Genomic DNA, 17,143 nt, shown 5'->3' with positions numbered 1-17,143 from the left:
TCTACAACATGCCGTACAGAAGCGTGCCGTTCAGCCCGATGATCACCGCGGCGATCACCCAGGCGAGGATCTTCAGCCACGCCGGGCTCACGAGGTCGCCCATGATCGTGCGGTCGCCGGTGAACTTGACGAGCGGCACGACGGCGAACGGAAGTTGCAGGCTCAGCACGACCTGGCTCAGCACTAGCAGCTTAGTCGCGCCAGCGTCGCCCGACGCGCCGACCACGAACACCGCGGGCACGATCGCGAGCAGCCGCGTCACCAGCCGCCGCGCCCAGACCGGCATGCGCAGGTTGAGGAACCCCTCCATCACGATCTGACCCGCGAGCGTGCCCGTTACCGTCGAGTTCTGTCCCGACGCCAGCAGCGCGACCGCGAACAACACGCTCGCCGCGCCCATCCCCAGCATCGGCGCAAGCAACTGGTACGCCTGGTCGATCTCGGCAACATCGGTGCGACCGGCAACGTGGAAGGTCGCCGCCGCCAGGATCAGGATCGCCGCGTTGATGAAGAACGCCAGCCCCAGCGCGACGGTGCCGTCGATCGTCGCCATCGTGATCGCGTCGCGCTTGCCCGCCACGTCCTTGGCGAACGCGCGGGTCTGGACGATCGACGAGTGGAGATACAGATTGTGCGGCATCACGGTCGCGCCGAGGATGCCGATCGCGATGTAGAGCATCGCCGGGTTGGTGACGATCTGCGTCGTCGGCACCAGCCCGCCGAGCACGCCCGCCCATTCGGGCTGCGCGAGGAACAGCTCGAAGATGAAGCAGCCGGCGATGATCACGAGCAGGGCGACGACGAACGCCTCCAGCTTGCGGAACCCGAAGCTTTGCAGCGCGAGGATCAGGAACACGTCGAGCGCGGTGAGCACGACGCCGTAGACCAAAGGCAGGCCGAACAGTAGCTTCAGCGCGATCGCGGTGCCGAGCACTTCGGCGAGGTCGCAGGCGATGATCGCGATTTCGCACAGGAACCAGAGCGCGACCGAGACCGGCTTCGAATAATGCGCGCGACATGCCTGCGCGAGGTCGAGCCCGGCGACGATTCCGAGGCGTGCGGAGAGCGCTTGCAGCACCATCGCCATCAGGTTCGACAGCAACACGACCGACAGCAACGTGTACCCGAACGCCGAACCACCAGCGATGTCGGTCGCCCAGTTGCCGGGGTCCATATAGCCGACTGCGACGAGATACCCTGGGCCGACGAACGCGAACAGCCGCCGCCAGAACGACGCCCCTTCGGGGACGACGACGGTGCGGTGGCTCTCGGCGAGCGAGTTGGCGAAGCCGGACGCGGGGAGATTGGGGGCTGACATCGGGGGCTGCTTTGCCGGAACGAGGGGAAGGGGACAAGGCGTGGCTAGCGAGTCGGGCGACAACGCGTTCACCTCCGTCCCGTCACTCCAGGGATAACTGGGGTATTCCGGTTGGCAGGTGTAGCCATTCGAATGGAGAGATGCCGGCTTTCGCCGAGCCGACGTGTGCGTGCGTACACAACGAATATATGGGAAGCGTCTCCCCTCCCTGAAAGGGAGGGGCTGGGGGTGGGTAGGCCCGCTCGAGCCACCACCGTCAAACCATGCGGAAACCGACCCACCCCCGCCCCCTCCCTTCCAGGGAGGGGAGTAGAAAGTCAGATGACCTTCATGTCCGCCTGGTAATGATGCCACGCGAAGATCGCCGCCGCGCCGCGATGCGGGCGCCAGGCCTCCGCCACCTCGCGCGTCAGTTTCTCGCTCGGGCGGGTTTCGTGTCCCAGGATCCGCCCGACCTCGATCTGGATCGCGAGGTCGCCCGCCGGCCAGATGTCCGTCCGCCCTTCCGCGAACAACAGGTAGATCTCCGCCGACCAGCGACCGATCCCCTTCACGCGGACCAAAGCGGCGATCGCCTCCTCGTCGTCCTCGGGCAGGTTGGTGAGGTCGAGCCGCCCGCTCGTCACCTCGTCGGCGAGGCTGCGGGCATAGCCGAGCTTCTGGCGCGACAGACCGGCGCTCTTCAGCAACTCGTCGCTGGCGGCGGCGATCTTCGCCGGATCGCCTGCGCCGCCGACCACCGCGTCGAGCTTGTTCCACACCGCCGCGGCCGATGCGACGCTCACCTGCTGCCCGACGATCGTCCGCAGCAACGTCGCGAAGCCGCGTTCGCTGATCCGCGGCGCAGGGTGGCCCGCATTGCCGACCGCGACCGCGAACGCCGGCTCGATTTCGCACAATGCCGCCATCGCGGTTTCGAGTTGCTCTGCGCTCAGGCCCATGATGCTTGATCCCTGGCTCGCGCAACGGCATGAACGCACGAAGATTTTTCGGAGAATGACATGCCCAAGCTTATCGTCGTGACGCGCGAAGGGGAAGAACGCGAGATCATCGGCGAGGCGGGCCTATCGGTGATGGAAGTCATCCGCGACGCTGGGATCGACGAGATCCTGGCGCTGTGCGGCGGCTGTTGCTCGTGCGCCACCTGCCACATCCATGTCGACCCGGACTTTGCGGCCAAACTAAAGCCGATGGGGCCGGACGAGGATGATTTGCTCGATTCGACGAGTGACCGTGACGAGTTTTCGCGCCTGTCGTGTCAGATCGAGCTGACCGAAGGACTCGATGGCCTGAAGGTAAAGATCGCAGCGGAGGACTGATTCCCTCGCCCCTCCGGGGAGAGGGAGGGAGGCGCGCTTGCGCCGGAAGGGAGAGGGGCTGTTGGGATCCAAGTCCCGAGCCTCACGCCCCTCTCCCTTCCCACCGCAAGGGCGGCGGGCCCCTTCCCTCTCCCCGTAGGGGCGAGGGAGTTCAGATTACCGCGTGGTGATGGCATACAGCGCGATCGCCGCGGCATTAGACACGTTGAGGCTCTCGACCTTCTCCGAGATCGGCAGTTTCGCCAGCTCGTCGCAATGCTGCTCGGTATTCTGGCGCATGCCCTCACCCTCGGCGCCGAGCACGATCGCGATCCGCTGCGTGCCCATCGCTTCCGACAGCGTCTGCGTCGCATGGCCAGTCAGCCCGATCCGCCAGAACCCCGCCGCCGCAATCTCTTCCAGAGCGCGCGCCAAGTTCACGACCCGAATCCAAGGCACCGACTCAAGCGCCCCGGACGCAGCCCGAGCGATCGTCCCCGACTCCGGCGGCGCGTTGCGATCCGGCGTGATGATCCCCAGCGCATCGAACGCCGCCGCCGAGCGCAGAATCGCGCCGACGTTATGCGGATCGGTCACGCCGTCGAGGATCACCAGCGGCCGGTTGTCGTCCTTGCCGTGCTCGAGCAGGTCGGCCAGCCACATGTCCTCGAGCGGCTCGACCTCGATCACCACGCCCTGATGCGGCGCGTCGCCCGGCACCAGCCGCGCCAGATCCATCGCCTCGGCATAGGTCACCGGCACGTCGGCCGGCAGGTCGAACCCGGCCAGCGCCTCGCGCGTGCCGAGAATTTTGCGCACCGTGCGCTCCGGATTGGCGAGCGCAGCGCCCACCGCGTGCTTGCCCCAGAAGCGGGGGCGGCCTGCCGGTGCCTTGCTCGGCCTGTGTCCCTTGCGTGCCATATTCGCTCTCTATCGTGTCTGTGTATGCCGCGTCCTTGTCGGCATTCCGCTCCCGCGGCAACTATGAACCACGAAACTTCGCAAAACCCGCGTTGACAGGCGGGGCGCGCTTCGCCATTGAGCCGCCTCGCTTGAAAGAGCGGCGCTTGCAAAAGCGGCCTGGACAGGTGGCCGAGTGGTTAAAGGCAGCAGACTGTAAATCTGCCGGAGTTTCTCCTACGTAGGTTCGAACCCTACCCTGTCCACCACCGCCCCAGCGCGGTGATGGATCATCCCAAATTCAAAGCATTGATCGGCAACCTTCTTTTCCGTCACGGGAAGGAAGTCCGCGTGACATCGGCTCGCGGAAGGCTAGGATCGCCGCGACCGTAACGATTTCGGAAACCGCGTGACCTCAGATCCTGCCGTACAGCCGCCCGTTCAAGCACCCGTCATCCAGGATCTGGCCGACTCGATCCTCGACACGCTGGTCCACCGCATCGGCAAGGACGCGCAGGCCGCTCGCCCCCACGACTGGCTCGCCGCGACGATCCTCACCGTCCGCAACGACATCGTCGAACGCTGGATGGCCTCGACCAAGGCGGCGCACGCGGCCGGCGCCAAGCGCGTCTATTATCTCAGCCTCGAATTCCTGATCGGCCGGCTGCTGCGCGACGCGGTGACCAACCTCCAGCGCAACGACGAGGTCACGCAGGCGCTGAAGCTCCACGGCGTCGATCTCGCCGAACTCGAAGAGATCGAGCCCGACGCGGCGCTCGGCAATGGCGGTCTCGGCCGGCTGGCGGCGTGCTTCATGGAGAGCATGGCAAGCCTTGCGCTGCCCGCCTACGGCTACGGCATCCGCTATGTGAACGGCATGTTCCGCCAGCGGATCGACGATGGCTGGCAGGTCGAGATGCCGGAGAACTGGCTCGCCCACGGCAACCCCTGGGAGTTCGAACGCCGCGAGAGCGCGTATTTCGTCGGCTTCGGCGGCGAAGTGACGGTCGCAGATAACGGTCAGGTCCACTGGAGCCCGTCCGAGGCGGTCGAGGCGACGGCCGTCGATACCCCTGTGGTCGGCTGGCGCGGAAAGCACGTCAACACGCTCCGCCTCTGGACTGCCAGCGCGTTCGATCCGATCAAGCTCGACCGCTTCAACGCCGGCGATTTCTCGGGCGCGCTTGCCGATCAGACGCGCGCCGAGACACTTACCCGCGTCCTCTACCCCAACGACTCCACCGCCGCCGGCCAGGAACTCCGCCTCCGCCAGGAGTATTTCTTCTCGTCCGCGTCGATCCAGGACATCGTCCGCCGTCATATCCAGTATTTCGGCGACATCCGCACGCTGCCCGACAAGGCCGCGATCCAGCTTAACGACACGCACCCCGCGGTGTCGGTCGCCGAACTCATGCGACTGCTGATCGACCACCACGAATTCGCGTTCGACGAGGCGTGGAAGATCACGCGCGCGACATTCGGCTACACCAACCACACGCTGCTGCCCGAAGCGCTGGAGAGTTGGCCGCTACCGCTGTTCGAGCGCCTGCTGCCGCGGCACATGCAGATCGTCTACGCGATCAACGCCAAGCTGCTGCGGGAGGCGCGCGGCACGGACGGCATTGACGACCGCGCGATCTCGGCGATCAGCCTGATCGACGAGGGCGGAGAGCGGCGCGTGCGGATGGCGAACCTCGCCTTTGCCGGCTCGCACAGCGTCAACGGCGTCGCCGCGCTCCATACGCAGCTGATGAAGAAGACGGTCTTCGCCGATCTCCACAAACTGTATCCGACGCGGATCAACAACAAGACCAACGGCATTACGCCGCGCCGCTGGCTCCAGCAGTGCAACCCCGGCCTCACCGCGCTGATCCGCGATGCGATCGGCGACGGCTTCCTCGACGATGCCGAAAAGCTCGTCGATCTGGATGTTTTCGCGGACGACTCCGGTTTCAGGGAGCGCTTTTCGAGCGTGAAGCGTTCGAACAAGGTGGCACTGGCTAATCACATCAAGGAGACGATGGGGCTCCGCGTCGATCCGGATGCGATGTTCGACGTCCAGATCAAGCGCATCCACGAGTATAAGCGCCAGCTGCTCAACATCATCGAGACGGTCGCGCTCTACGACCAGATCCGTAGCCATCCCGAGCGGGACTGGACGCCCCGCGTGAAGCTGTTCGCCGGCAAGGCGGCGTCGAGCTATCACAACGCGAAGCTCGTCATTAAACTGGCGAACGACGTCGCGCGCCGGATCAACGCCGATCCGTCGGTCGGTGGCCTGCTCAAGGTCGCGTTCCTGCCCAATTACAACGTGTCGCTGGCGGAGAAGATCATTCCCGCCGCCGATCTCAGCGAACAGATCTCGACCGCCGGCCTCGAAGCGTCGGGCACCGGCAACATGAAGTTCGCGATGAACGGCGCGCTGACGATCGGCACGCTCGACGGCGCGAACATCGAGATCAAGGACCGCGTCGGCGACGACAACATCTTCATCTTCGGCATGACCGCGGACGAAGTCGAGGCGAAGCGCGCCAACGGCTATGATCCGCGCAGCGTCATCGATGGCTCGAACGAACTCCGCCAGGCGGTCTCCGCGATCGCGTCCGGCGTGTTCTCGCCCGACGACAAGACGCGCTACGCCGGCTTGATGGGCGGGCTGTACGATGGCGACTGGTTCATGCTCGCCGCCGATTTCGACAGCTACGCCACCGCCCAGCGTGCCGTCGACACGCGCTGGAACGATCGCGACGCGTGGGTCGCCTCGACCGTCCGCAACGTCGCGCGCGTGGGGTGGTTCTCGTCCGACCGCACGATCCGCGAATATGCCCGCGAGATCTGGACGGTGATGTGAAGCCACCCGAAGGCGCTATCGTTGCCCTGCTGGAGGGCCGTCACGACGATCCGTTCTCGCTGCTCGGCGTGCACAGCGGCCCGACCGGCGTGTTCGCACGCGTCTGGCTGCCCGGCGCGGACACGGCGGAGGCGCACGCACTCGACGGCACCGCGCTCGGCACCCTTCCCCGCATCGACGATCGCGGCCTGTTCGAGGGTCCGATCGACGGCACGCAACAGCCGGTGAAATACCATGCGGAGGCGGGCGACACCTCGTGGTGGGTCACCGACCCCTACAGCTTTGGTCCCGTGCTCGGCCCGATCGACGACCTGCTCATGGCGGAGGGCACGCACCGCCGCCTCCACGACAAGATGGGCGCGCACCTCATCGAGCACGAAGGCGCGCACGGCGTCCACTTCGCGCTCTGGGCCCCGAATGCGCAGCGCGTCTCTGTGGTCGGCGACTTCAACGACTGGGACGGCCGCCGCCACGCGATGCGCAAGCGCGGAGACGTCGGCGTGTGGGAGATATTCATCCCCGACATCGCCGAATACCGCGCCTACAAGTTCGAGATCGTCGGCCCCGACGGTCAGTTGCAGCCGCTCAAGGCGGACCCGTTCGCGTTCGCGGCCGAACTCCGCCCCGCTAACGCCTCGATCACGCGGAAGCTCGCGCACGACTGGGCCGACACCGATCACCGGAAACACTGGGCCTCGGTCGATCCGCGTCGCGTGCCGATCAGCATCTACGAAGTCCATGCGGGTTCATGGGACCGCGACGCCGACGGCTGGTTCCTGACCTGGGACGCGCTTGCCGACCGACTGATCCCGTACGTGGTCGAGATGGGCTTCACGCACATCGAATTCCTGCCGATCAGCGAACATCCGTACGACCCGAGCTGGGGCTACCAGACCACCGGGCTCTACGCGCCGTCCGCGCGCTTCGGCGACGTCGATGGCTTCGCGCGGTTCGTCGATGGCGCGCATCTCGCCGGGATCGGCGTGCTGCTCGACTGGGTGCCCGCGCATTTCCCGACCGACGCGTTCGGGCTGGCGAAGTTCGACGGCACCGCGCTGTACGAGCACGAGGATCCGCGGCTCGGCTTCCACCCCGACTGGAACACCGCGATCTATAATTTCGGGCGGCGCGAAGTGACGTCGTTCCTCGTCAACAACGCGCTGTTCTGGGCCGAGCGCTATCATATCGACGGCCTACGCGTGGATGCGGTCGCGTCGATGCTGTACCGCGACTACTCGCGCAAGGCCGACGAATGGATCCCCAACGCAGACGGCGGCCGCGAGAACTGGGAGGCCGTCGCGTTCCTTCGTGACATGAACCGCGAGATCTACGGCCAGCACCCCGGCGTCTTCACGATCGCCGAGGAATCGACCTCGTGGCCCGGCGTCTCCGCACCCGTCAGCGACGACGGCAAGAGCGGTGGACTCGGGTTCGGGTTCAAGTGGAACATGGGCTTCATGCACGACACGCTCCAGTACATGGCGCGCGACCCGCTGCACCGGAAGCATCACCACGGCGAGATCAATTTCGGGCTGGTGTACGCGTTCAGCGAGAATTTCGTCCTGCCCCTGAGCCATGACGAGGTCGTCCACGGCAAGGGTTCGCTGCTGACCAAGATGCCCGGCGACGACTGGCAGCAATTCGCCAACCTGCGCGCCTATTATGCGTTCATGTGGGGCTATCCGGGCAAGAAGCTGCTCTTCATGGGGCAGGAATTCGCGCAGCGTCGCGAATGGTCGGAGGCGCGCGCGCTCGACTGGGACCTGCGCAATGCGCGCAGCCACGAGGGCATCCGCAACCTCGTCCGCGATCTGAACACGGTCTACCGCGAGAAGCCCGCACTCCACGCCCGCGATTGCGAGGCCGAGGGGTTCGAGTGGTTGATCGCCGACGACGCCGCCAATTCGGTGTTCGCCTGGCTGCGCAAGGCCCCCGGCGCGAAACCGATCGCGATCGTCGCCAACATGACGCCGATCGCCCGCGCGCCCTACCGCGTACCGCTGCCGCACGACGGCCGCTGGTGCGAGATCATCAACAGCGACGCGCATGACTATTGGGGCAGCGGGCTCGGCAATCTCGGTGGCGTCGTCGCGAAGGACGGCGCGGCCTGGGTCACGCTGCCGCCGCTGGCGACGATCATGCTCGAATACGAAGGCTGATCGAGTTCGAAGACCGATCCGGCGCAACGACGGAACAACCGGCGGGTGACGGCGCGTTATACTGCTGAATATTAGGGAGAGACGGACATGGTGGAACGGCGGGGACAGCCATTGGCGCGCGACGCGATGGCGTATGTGCTGGCCGGCGGCCGCGGCAGTCGCCTGATGGAGCTGACCGATACGCGCGCGAAACCCGCGGTGTATTTCGGCGGCAAGGCGCGCATCATCGATTTCGCGCTGTCCAACGCGATCAATTCGGGCATTCGCCGGATCGGCGTCGCGACGCAGTACAAGGCGCATTCGCTGATCCGCCATCTCCAGAGCGGCTGGAATTTCCTGCGCTCGGAACGCAACGAGAGCTTCGACATCCTGCCCGCCTCGCAGCGGATCAGCGAGTTCCAATGGTACGAGGGCACCGCCGACGCGGTCTACCAGAACATCGACATCATCGAGAGCCACGCGCCCGAATACATGGTCATCCTGGCCGGCGACCACATCTACAAGATGGATTACGAGCTGATCCTGCAACAGCATTGCGAGACCGGCGCGGACGTCACCATCGCCTGCCTCGAAGTGCCGCGGATGGAGGCGGTCGGCTTCGGCGTGATGGCCGTGGACGAGCACGACAACGTCACCGCGTTCGTCGAGAAGCCTGCCGACCCGCCCGCGATCCCCGGCAACCCGGACATCGCGCTGGCGTCGATGGGGATCTACGTCTTCACGACCAAGCTGCTGTTCGAGGAGCTTCGTCGCGACGCCGCAACCCCCGGATCGTCGCGCGACTTCGGCAAGGACATCATCCCGTACCTCGTGAAAAACGGCAAGGCGGTCGCGCATCGCTTCTCGGACAGCTGCGTCCGCTCGGGACTCGAGGTCGAGGCCTATTGGCGCGATGTCGGCACGGTCGACGCCTATTGGGAGGCGAATATCGACCTCACCGACGTAGTGCCCAAGCTCGACCTCTACGACCGCAGCTGGCCACTCTGGACCTATTCCGAGGTCACCCCGCCGGCGAAGTTCGTCCACGCTGACGACGGTCGCCGCGGCGAGGCGGTGTCGTCGCTGGTATCGGGCGATTGCATCATCTCCGGCTCCTCGATCCACCGCAGCCTGATCTTCACCGGCACGCGCGCGCACAGCTACTCGATGCTGGATCAGGCCGTGATCCTCCCGCACTGCGTGATCGGCCGCGGAGCACGCCTGTCCAAGGTGGTCGTTGATCGCGGCGTCGAAATCCCCGACGGCCTGATCGTAGGCGAGGACGCGGAATCGGACGCCCAGCGCTTCCGACGCACCGACAACGGCGTGGTGCTGGTAACCAAATCCATGATCGACCGGCTCACCGCGTGAAGACCAACGCTAATCCTCCCCGGCACGGGGAGGGGGACCGTTCGCCATCGGCGAAGGGTGGAGGGGGTTCACCGCAAGCGTACCGTCTGCGATCGAGGGCGTACCGTTTGCGGACCCCCCCCTCCACCATGCGATGCATGGTCCCCCTCCCCGTGCCGGGGAGGATCTGATGCGCGTCCTCTCCGTTGCCTCGGAAGCCTACCCCCTCATAAAAACCGGCGGTCTCGCAGACGTCGTCGGCGCGCTCCCGGCCGCGCTCGCGCCGCATAACGTCGCGCTGACCACCTTCCTCCCCGGCTACCCCGCGCTCGCCGCCGTCACCAAGCGCGCGAAGGTAATTCATCGCTACACAGACCTGCTCGGCACCGAAGCCCGCATCCTGAAGGCAAAAATCGGCGACCACCCGCTGCTGGTCCTCGACGCCCCCGCGCTGTTCGCCCGAGGCGGCGGCCCGTACGGTGACGCGACCGGCGCGGACTGGTCCGACAACTGGCGCCGTTTCGCCGCGTTCAGCCGCGCCGCCGCCGACCTCGCCTCTGGCGCAGTCCCCGGCTACGCGTTCGACATCCTCCACGCGCACGACTGGCAGGCGGCAATGGCCCCCGCCTATCTCCGCTACGCGCCAGGCCCCGGCGCCCCCGCCAAGACGGTCGTCACGATCCACAACATCGCGTTCCAGGGCCGCTACGGCCACGACATCTTCGCCGACCTCGCGCTCCCCGACAAAGCCTTCGCGCTCGACGGCGTCGAATATTACGGCGGCGTCGGCTTTCTCAAGGCCGGCCTCGAAGCCGCCGATGCGATCACCACCGTCAGCCCGACCTACGCCGCCGAGATCCGCCGCGGCGAATTCGGCATGGGCCTCGAAGGCCTCATCAACGACCGCGCCGGCCGGGTCACGGGGATCGTCAACGGTATCGACCCCGCCGTCTGGAACCCGGAGACCGATGCGTCCCTCCCCGCCCGCTACACCGCGCGCACGCTAACCCGCCGCCGCACCAACAAACGCGCGATCGAAACCCTGTTCGGCCTCGACGCCGGCGACGGCCCGATCTTCACCGTCATCAGCCGCCTGACCTGGCAGAAGGGCATGGACGTCCTCGCCGGTGCGCTCGACGAACTCGTCGCGCTCGGCGGCCGTCTCGCGCTGCTCGGCTCGGGCGACACCGAGCTCGAACTCGCCTTCCTAGCCGCCGCCGAACGCCATCCCGGCCGGATCGGCGTCCGCATCGGCTATGACGAGCCCGTCTCGCACCTGCTCCAGGGCGGTGCCGACGCGATCCTGATCCCGTCGCGGTTCGAACCCTGCGGCCTGACGCAACTCTACGGCCTCGCTTACGGCTGCATCCCCGTCGTCGCGCGGACCGGCGGGCTCGCCGATACCGTGATCGACGCCAACGAAGCCGCGATCGCCGCGGGCGTCGCCACTGGCGTCCAACACGACGGCGTCACGCCCGAAGCGCTCAGCCACGCGCTACGCCGAACGATGGCCCTCTATGCACGCCCCGATCGCTGGTCCATGTTGCAGCGCAACGCGATGCGCGCGGACTTCTCGTGGGACGAGAGCGGCCGCCGCTACGCAGACCTTTACGCAAGCCTGACGGGGACCGCATGATCCGCACCGTATCGACCACGCCGTACACCGACCAAAAGCCCGGCACGTCCGGCCTGCGCAAGAAGGTGAAGGTCTTTCAGCAGCCGAACTACGCCGAGAATTTCGTCCAGAGCGTTTTCGATGTCGTCACCGATAAGGCCGGCGCGACCCTGGTCATCGGCGGCGATGGTCGCTTCCTCAACCGCGAGGTCATCCAGGTCGCGATCCGCATGGCGGCTGCAAACGGTTTCGGCCGCGTCATCGTCGGCCGCGGCGGCATCCTCTCGACCCCCGCCGCGAGCCACATGATCCGCAAGCGTGGCGCGATCGGTGGCCTCGTCCTCTCGGCGAGCCATAACCCCGGCGGTCCCGACGAGGATTTCGGGATCAAGTACAACATCGCCAATGGCGGCCCCGCCCCTGAGTCTGTGACCGACGCGATCAACGCGCGCACGCTCGAGATCGACCGCTGGCTGACCGTCGACGCCGACGACATCGACCTCGACACCGATGGCGAGGTCACCGTTGGCGAGATGCCCGTCGAGGTCGTCGACCCGGTCAAGGATTACGCAGCGCTTATGGAGACGCTGTTCGATTTCGACGCGATCCGCGCGGCCAAGCTGACGATGGCGTTCGATGCGATGAGCGCGGTCACCGGGCCGTACGCCACCGAGATCCTCGAACGCCGCCTCGGCTTCGCGCCCGGCACCGTCCGCAACGGAGAACCCCTTCCCGACTTCGGCGGCCATCACCCCGATCCCAACCTCGTCCACGCGCACGAATTGTACGAGACGATGATGGCCCCCGACGCGCCCGATTTCGGCTCAGCGTCGGACGGCGACGGCGATCGCAACCTGATCATCGGCAAGCACCGCTTCGTCACCCCCTCGGACAGCCTCGCGATGCTGGCCGCCAACGCGCACCTCGCGCCCGGCTACGCAGGCGGCCTCAAGGGCATCGCCCGCTCGATGCCGACCAGCGCCGCCGCCGACCGCGTGGCGGAAGCGCTCGGCATCCCGGCCTACGAGACCCCGACCGGCTGGAAGTTCTTCGGCAATCTACTCGACGCCGGCATGGCGACGATCTGCGGCGAGGAAAGCGCCGGCACCGGCTCCGACCATGTCCGCGAGAAGGACGGCCTGTGGGCGGTTCTCCTGTGGCTCAACATCCTCGCCGTCCGGGGCGAGAGCGTCGACACGATCGCCCGCGATCATTGGGCGAAGTTCGGCCGCAACTACTATGCCCGCCACGATTACGAAGGCGTCGAGACCCCGCGCGCCGACGCGTTGATGGCCGCCCTGCGCGCCAGCCTCGCCACCCTCCCCGGCCAGCAATTCGGTGACCTCACCGTCGAGACCGCGGACGAGTTCGCCTATACCGACCCGACCGACGGCTCGATCAGCCGCAACCAGGGCGTCCGCATCCTGTTCGAGGGCGGCAGCCGCGTGGTGTTCCGCCTGTCAGGCACCGGCACCACCGGCGCGACGCTGCGTGTGTACCTCGAACGCTACGAGCCGGTCGGCGGCAACCTCGACCGCGACACTGGCGAGATGCTCGCCAGTGTCGTCGCCGCCGCGGAGTCGATAGCCGGCATCGCGCAGCACACCGGCCGCACCGCCCCCGACGTCGTCACCTGATCCGCAACGGCCGATAGCATGACGACCAGACGCCGCCGCAGCGCGCTCTACATGCCCGCCTCGAACGCCCGCGCGATCGCCAAGGCGCGGACGCTCGATTGCGACGTCGTCATCCTCGACCTGGAAGACGCGGTCGCCCCCGATGAAAAGGCCGCAGCACGGGATCGCGTGGTCGAGGCGGTCCGCGAAGGCGGCTTCGGCGAGCGCGAACTGGTAGTCAGAGTCAACGGCCTCGACACCCCCTGGTATGCCGACGACATCGCCGCGATCCGCGCGATCGGCGTGGACGCGGTGCTCGTCCCCAAGGTCTCGTCGGTCGCTGACCTGGTCGCGGTCCGCGCATCGCTCGGCGAAGACGGCCCCCCGATCTGGGCAATGATAGAGACCTGCGCCGCGATCCTTGCCCTACCCGCCCTATCCGCAGCAGCAGCCGAAACGCGCCTCACCGCGCTGGTCGCCGGCACCAACGACCTCGCCAAGGAGATGCGCTGCCGGCTCGACGCCGATCGCATGCCGCTGATCCCCGCGCTCACCGCAACGATCATGGCCGCCCGTGCTGCCGGGATTGTGGCGCTAGACGGCGTCTGCAACGCACTCGACGACCCGCACCGCTTCGCCGCCGAGTGCGCGCAAGGCGCGACGCTCGGGTTCGACGGCAAGACGCTGATCCACCCCTCTCAGATCGACGCCGCCAACGCAGGTTTTGGACCGACCGAAGAGGAATTGGCATGGGCACGTCAGATCGTTGCGGCATTCGCTGCCCCCGAAACCGCGGACAAAGGCGCTATTCGCTTGAACGGTCAGATGGTCGAACGCCTCCATCTGGCTGAAGCCGAAGCGATACTAGCCCTCTAACGCGTCACCCGTGTGCAGCATCGTCCACCACAGGGGCGTCCGCCGCACATACAAGCCGCTCCGAACATCACGACCGCCACGGGGCGCCACAGGTCGCCGTCGTGTACCGATTTAGGCCCGTATCGGCGCCTTCGATCGCCAAGACCGCAAATCTCCTGTCGTCTCGCGATTATGAGGCGGCTATCACCTTGACGATGGGAGCTTATCAATGACGAACATCAACCCCGACCAGACGAGCTCGTCACCGGATACGGATACGCCCAGCGTTTCCCTCGCTGCGACGCAGTCCGACGCCGCGCCGCCGCCTCGACTGCCGCGCGGCACGGGACGACGCTTGCATGGTGCGATCGCGCACAAGCTGGGCACCGCGATCCTGTCGGGGGAATATCTGCCGGGCGACACCTTGTCGGGCGAGGTCGCGTTTTCGGAAGCGCTGGACGTGTCGCGCAGCGCCTACCGCGAGGCGGTCCAGGTGCTGATGGCGAAGGGGCTGGTCGAGAGTCGACCGAAAACCGGCACGCGGGTGCTGCCGCGCAACCGCTGGAACCTGCTCGATCCCGACGTGCTTGCCTGGGCGTTTGCCGGCGAACCCGACATCGACTTCGTCCGCGGCCTGTTCGAGTTGCGCGCGATCGTCGAGCCCGCCGCTGCCGCGCTCGCGGCCGAGCGACGCGATCGTGCCGACCTTGCCGTGATGAAGGAGTCGCTCGCCGCGATGCGCCGCCACACGCTGGCCACCGAAGCCGGCCGCGCTGCCGACCGCGAGTTCCACAACGCGGTGTTGCAGGCGACCCGCAACGACGCGCTCGTCGTGCTCAGCGCCAGCATCGGCGCGGCGGTCAGCTGGACGACGCAGTTCAAGCAGCGCACCCGGTCGCTGCCGCGCAACCCGGTTCCCGATCACGTCCGCGTGTACGAGGCGATCGCCGCGAGCGATCCCGCCGCCGCCAACGCCGCGATGCGCAAGCTGGTGGACCTGGCGCTTGACGATACGCAGCTGGCGATGACGCGGTAGGCTTGGTTCCTACGCGGCGCCCCGGTCATGCGCGATACCCGTTTCCAGTCCGCGCAGTTCGGCCAGCCCGCGCAGTCGCCCGATCAGCGAATAGCCGGGGTTGGTCCGCTTGTTGAGATCGTCCACCATCTGGTGCCCGTGGTCGGGACGCATCGGCAGCGACCGCCCGGTGCGTGCTTGCAGCGCGACCAGTTCTGTCATGATCGCAGGCATGTTCGCATCACCCTCCAGATGCGCCGCCTCGTGAAACGCGCCACCGGGTTCACGCTGCACCGATCGCAGATGCACGAAGCCGATGCGTTCGCCGAGCCGACGAACCATCCCCGGCAGGTCGTTGTCCGCACGCACGCCGAACGACCCGCTGCAAAAGCACAGCCCGTTGGCGGCCGACGGCACCGCGGCGAACAGCGCGCCGACGTCCGCTTCGGTGCTCACTACGCGCGGCAGGCCGAAGATCGGGAACGGCGGATCGTCCGGGTGCACCACCAGCCGGATGCCCTCGGCTTCGGCGACCGGACACACCGCCTCCAGGAACGCGACATGGTTCGCACGCAGGCGCGCCGCATCGATGTCGGCATAGGTCTCGATCTGCTCGAGCAACTGCGGCGAACTGAAGCTCTCCTCGCTACCCGGCAGCCCGGCGATGATCGTCCGCTCCAGCGTCGCGCGCACAGCGTCGTCCATCGCCGCGAATCGCTCGGCGGCGATGGCGACGACATCGGCTGCGTAATCGCGCTCGGAGCCCGGGCGGCGCAGGATGTGGATGTCGTACACGGCCAGCGCATGCAGCTCGAACCTCAACGCGCGCGCACCGTCCGGCAACGCCCAGCTCAGGTCGGTCCGCGTCCAGTCGAGCAACGGCATGAAATTATAGGTTACGACCTCGATGCCCTGTCCCGCCAAATTCCGCAGGCTGGCGACATAGGCCTCGATCAGCCGATCCCAGTCGCCCGAACGCCGCTTCAGATCCTCGACGACGGGCAGGCTCTCGACCACTTTCCAGTCGAGTCCGGCGTCCTCGATCATTGCACGACGCGCGGCGATGGCGTCCGCGGTCCAGACATCGCCATTGGCGACCTCATGCAGTGCCGTGACGATCCCGGTCGCGCCGGCTTGGCGGATGGCGTTGAGCGGCACCGGGTCGTTCGGGCCAAACCAGCGCATGGTCTGGGTCATCATCATTCGCCGGCTTCCATCCTGTCTGTGTAGCGCGCCCACCGCGCGCGATTTGTCGGAGCAGCTATAGAATTGGTCTGACAGCTTGCAAGACCATTCGGCGTGTCCGCTACGATCCGTTTCCACCCCCATAGCGTTGCCGCGTCTCGGCAACCGCCAGTCGAGCCTCTTCCATCGCCTTGGCTTCGGTCTGGAACAGCAGATGATCCATCACCGACGCCAGATGCGCACGCATCGCCGCGCGCGCGCCGGCGGCATCGCGCGCGCGCAAAGCGTCGACGATCGCAGCATGTTCGGCCACGACAGGTCGCACCTTGGCATCGCGCGCCTTGGCATGCAGGAGCGCGCATTCGGGCGAGGTCGACCGCAGATGCCACAAATCCTCGATCGTTCGAACGACACCTGCGTTCCGCGTCGCCTGGGCAATCGCCGTATGAAAGTCGCGATCGGCGATTTCGGTCACCTCCGCGAGCAGGTTCTCGGACGCCATCGCCGCGACCAGGCCATCGAGCACATCCAGTTCCGTATCGGTGATCTGAGTCGCAGCGAGCGCCGCGGCCTCGCCCTCGAACATGATCCGCGCTTCGGTCAATTCGAACGCGGTGATCGCGAAACCCGGCTCTTCACCCTGCCCCGGTAACCGGCAGACATACGCTCCGGAGCCGACACGGACTTCGATAAAACCCTGTACTTCCAACGCGATGAGGGCTTCACGCACCGCCGGACGGCTAGCCCCGTAGTCGATGGCGAGTTCGCGTTCAGCCGGTAGGCGGTCACCGATCGCATAAGTGCCCGCGACGAGTTCCTCGAACAACCGCCGCGCCAGCCGTTGGTACAGGCGATCGTTCGCAGGCGTGTCGTATTTACCGACCGCGAAAAGCGCGTTCTGGGAGGCGGGCTTTGCCACTGGACTTACCAATCTAATGTCTGCGTAATGATGCTACTACGTCGCCCTTCCCAAGGAAACTGGCATCGTCCAATACCCTAAAG

At 66.6% G+C, this 17,143-nt stretch carries 13 protein-coding genes and 1 tRNA gene; 9 read left to right on the top strand and 5 right to left on the bottom strand.

The features are described from left to right. Position 1: 1 nt before the first annotated feature. Both O6X71_RS08605 and O6X71_RS08600 read right to left on the bottom strand, forming a co-directional pair. The gene (locus tag O6X71_RS08605; protein ID WP_353465470.1) at positions 2 to 1,318 is read right to left on the bottom strand and encodes an Nramp family divalent metal transporter; all 1,317 of its coding nucleotides are present in this window, start codon (positions 1,316 to 1,318) and stop codon (positions 2 to 4) included. 317 nt (positions 1,319 to 1,635) lie between these two features. Then, the gene (locus tag O6X71_RS08600) at positions 1,636 to 2,259 is read right to left on the bottom strand and encodes a DNA-3-methyladenine glycosylase family protein (protein ID WP_056055074.1); all 624 of its coding nucleotides are present in this window, start codon (positions 2,257 to 2,259) and stop codon (positions 1,636 to 1,638) included. Positions 2,260 to 2,319: 60 nt separating this feature from the next. Between O6X71_RS08600 and O6X71_RS08595 the strand changes: the two genes are divergently transcribed. After that, complete coding sequence (locus O6X71_RS08595) at positions 2,320 to 2,637, top strand: 2Fe-2S iron-sulfur cluster-binding protein (RefSeq protein ID WP_136189259.1); 318 nt, start codon at positions 2,320 to 2,322, stop codon at positions 2,635 to 2,637. 156 nt (positions 2,638 to 2,793) lie between these two features. On the opposite strand, the gene rlmB is transcribed toward O6X71_RS08595, so the two are convergent. Next, complete coding sequence (rlmB, locus tag O6X71_RS08590) at positions 2,794 to 3,537, bottom strand: 23S rRNA (guanosine(2251)-2'-O)-methyltransferase RlmB (protein WP_056055070.1); 744 nt, start codon at positions 3,535 to 3,537, stop codon at positions 2,794 to 2,796. A 161-nt stretch (positions 3,538 to 3,698) separates the two neighbouring features. On the opposite strand from rlmB, the gene O6X71_RS08585 reads away from it, so the two are divergent. The 8 genes from O6X71_RS08585 to O6X71_RS08550 all read left to right on the top strand — a co-directional run bounded on the left by O6X71_RS08585 (position 3,699) and on the right by O6X71_RS08550 (position 14,977). Beyond that, a tRNA-Tyr gene (locus tag O6X71_RS08585) sits at positions 3,699 to 3,785 on the top strand. 185 nt (positions 3,786 to 3,970) lie between these two features. Further along, a complete protein-coding gene (locus O6X71_RS08580; RefSeq protein ID WP_353465871.1) occupies positions 3,971 to 6,367 on the top strand; it encodes a glycogen/starch/alpha-glucan phosphorylase in 2,397 nt (798 codons plus the stop codon). Then, positions 6,364 to 8,526 (top strand): 1,4-alpha-glucan branching protein GlgB, encoded by a 2,163-nt coding sequence (gene glgB / locus O6X71_RS08575; protein WP_353465469.1) that lies wholly within the window; start codon positions 6,364 to 6,366, stop codon positions 8,524 to 8,526. The genes O6X71_RS08580 and glgB overlap by 4 nt, the downstream gene beginning before the upstream one ends. 90 nt (positions 8,527 to 8,616) lie before the next feature. Beyond that, positions 8,617 to 9,876, top strand: a complete 1,260-nt coding sequence (gene glgC / locus O6X71_RS08570) for a glucose-1-phosphate adenylyltransferase (RefSeq protein WP_435368469.1) — start codon at positions 8,617 to 8,619, stop codon at positions 9,874 to 9,876. A gap of 169 nt (positions 9,877 to 10,045) precedes the next feature. Then, entirely contained in the window at positions 10,046 to 11,491 is a 1,446-nt protein-coding gene (glgA, locus tag O6X71_RS08565; protein ID WP_353465468.1) for a glycogen synthase GlgA, read from the top strand. Continuing rightward, positions 11,488 to 13,107 carry an alpha-D-glucose phosphate-specific phosphoglucomutase gene (locus O6X71_RS08560; RefSeq protein ID WP_353465467.1) on the top strand — a complete coding sequence of 540 codons (1,620 nt, stop codon included), beginning with the start codon at positions 11,488 to 11,490 and terminating at the stop codon, positions 13,105 to 13,107. Before glgA ends, O6X71_RS08560 begins: the two co-directional genes overlap by 4 nt. 18 nt (positions 13,108 to 13,125) lie before the next feature. Beyond that, complete coding sequence (locus O6X71_RS08555; protein WP_353465466.1) at positions 13,126 to 13,962, top strand: HpcH/HpaI aldolase/citrate lyase family protein; 837 nt, start codon at positions 13,126 to 13,128, stop codon at positions 13,960 to 13,962. Positions 13,963 to 14,170: 208 nt separating this feature from the next. After that, positions 14,171 to 14,977: a FadR/GntR family transcriptional regulator gene (locus tag O6X71_RS08550; RefSeq protein ID WP_353465465.1), complete on the top strand. Its 807-nt coding sequence runs from the start codon at positions 14,171 to 14,173 to the stop codon at positions 14,975 to 14,977. 9 nt (positions 14,978 to 14,986) lie between these two features. On the opposite strand, the gene uxuA is transcribed toward O6X71_RS08550, so the two are convergent. Then, complete coding sequence (gene uxuA, locus O6X71_RS08545; RefSeq protein ID WP_353465463.1) at positions 14,987 to 16,159, bottom strand: mannonate dehydratase; 1,173 nt, start codon at positions 16,157 to 16,159, stop codon at positions 14,987 to 14,989. A gap of 103 nt (positions 16,160 to 16,262) precedes the next feature. Beyond that, entirely contained in the window at positions 16,263 to 17,060 is a 798-nt protein-coding gene (locus O6X71_RS08540; protein WP_353465462.1) for a FadR/GntR family transcriptional regulator, read from the bottom strand. Positions 17,061 to 17,143: the final 83 nt, after the last annotated feature.

Source organism: Sphingomonas faeni, from assembly GCF_040407505.1.
GTDB lineage: Bacteria > Pseudomonadota > Alphaproteobacteria > Sphingomonadales > Sphingomonadaceae > Sphingomonas > Sphingomonas faeni_E.
Note: the sequence above shows the minus strand (reverse complement) of the source record. Positions and strands in the feature narration are given on the sequence as shown.